The 1,627-nt window shown below is 65.1% G+C and carries 1 protein-coding gene; it reads right to left on the bottom strand.

Going from position 1 to position 1,627, the window contains the following annotated elements; translation table 11 throughout:
• Positions 1–1,627, bottom strand: a 1,627-nt coding sequence (hutU, locus tag M5B96_RS32275; RefSeq protein WP_248801195.1) for a urocanate hydratase, incomplete at both ends; no start/stop codon positions are given.

Below are 1,627 nucleotides of genomic sequence, written 5' to 3'. Positions count from 1 at the left end.
GCCTTGTTCTTTCGCGCAGTCGATGGCGATCTGGTAACCGGCATCGGCGTGGCGCATGACCCCTGTGGCCGGGTCGTTGTGCAGGACGCGGGCGATACGTTCGGCCGCTTCATCGGTACCGTCGCAGACGATCACCATTCCCGAGTGCTGGGAGAAACCCATGCCGACGCCGCCGCCGTGGTGCAGCGAGACCCAGGTCGCGCCGCTGGCGGTGTTGAGCAGGGCGTTGAGCAGTGGCCAGTCGGACACGGCGTCGGAACCGTCCTGCATCGATTCGGTTTCACGGTTCGGGCTGGCCACGGAACCGGAGTCCAGGTGGTCGCGACCGATCACGATCGGCGCCGACAGCTCGCCGCTGCGGACCATTTCGTTGAACGCCAGGCCGAGCTTGGCGCGCTGGCCCAGGCCAACCCAGCAGATCCGTGCCGGCAGGCCCTGGAAGCTGATGCGCTCGCGGGCCATGTCCAGCCAGTTGTGCAGGTGCGCGTCGTCCGGGATCAGTTCCTTGACCTTGGCATCGGTCTTGTAGATGTCCTGCGGATCGCCCGACAGCGCCGCCCAACGGAACGGGCCGATGCCACGGCAGAACAGCGGACGGATATACGCCGGGACAAACCCCGGGAAGTCGAAGGCGTTTTCCACGCCCTCTTCCTGGGCCATCTGGCGGATGTTGTTGCCGTAGTCGAAGGTCGGGATGCCTTGTTTCTGGAAGTCGAGCATCGCTTTGACGTGCACGGCCATCGAGGCCTTGGCGGCTTTGACGACGACAGCCGGCTCGGTCTTGGCGCGCGCGCGGTACTCTTCCCAGGTCCAGCCGGTCGGCAGGTAGCCATTGAGCGGATCGTGGGCGCTGGTCTGGTCGGTGACCATGTCCGGGCGCACGCCGCGCTTGACCAGTTCCGGAAGGATTTCGGCGGCGTTGCCGAGCAGGGCAATGGAAATCGCCTGGCCCGCCTGGGTGTATTTGGCGATACGCGCCAGGGCGTCGTCGAGGTCGCGGGCTTGCTCATCGACATAACGGCTGCTCAGGCGGAAGTCGATGCTGACCTGCTGGCATTCGATGTTCAGCGAGCAGGCGCCGGCCAGGGTCGCGGCCAGCGGTTGTGCGCCGCCCATGCCGCCGAGACCGGCGGTCAGGACCCAACGCCCTTTCAGATTGTTGTCGTAGTGCTGGCGACCGGCTTCGACGAAGGTTTCGTAAGTGCCCTGGACGATGCCCTGGCTGCCGATGTATATCCAGCTGCCGGCGGTCATCTGGCCGTACATGGCCAGGCCCTTGGCATCCAGTTCGTTGAAGTGTTCCCAGGTGGCCCAGTGCGGCACCAGGTTGGAGTTGGCGATCAGCACGCGCGGGGCGTTGCTGTGGGTCTTGAACACGCCGACCGGCTTGCCGGATTGCACCAGCAGGGTCTCGTCGTCATTCAGGTTGGTCAGGCTCTCGACGATCTTGTCGTAGCATTCCCAGTTGCGCGCGGCCCGGCCGATACCGCCATAGACCACCAGTTCCTTGGGGTTCTCGGCCACTTGCGGGTCGAGGTTGTTCATCAGCATCCGCAACGGCGCTTCGGTCAGCCAGCTCTTGGCGGTCAGCTTGTTGCCACGGGCGGCGCGGATTTCAACGTCACGG

The sequence above is a fragment of the Pseudomonas sp. MWU13-2105 genome (assembly GCF_023242315.1).
In the GTDB taxonomy this organism is placed as follows: Bacteria; Pseudomonadota; Gammaproteobacteria; order Pseudomonadales; family Pseudomonadaceae; genus Aquipseudomonas.
The sequence above is the reverse complement of the archived record's forward strand: the minus strand, read 5'-3'. Positions and strand labels throughout refer to the sequence as shown.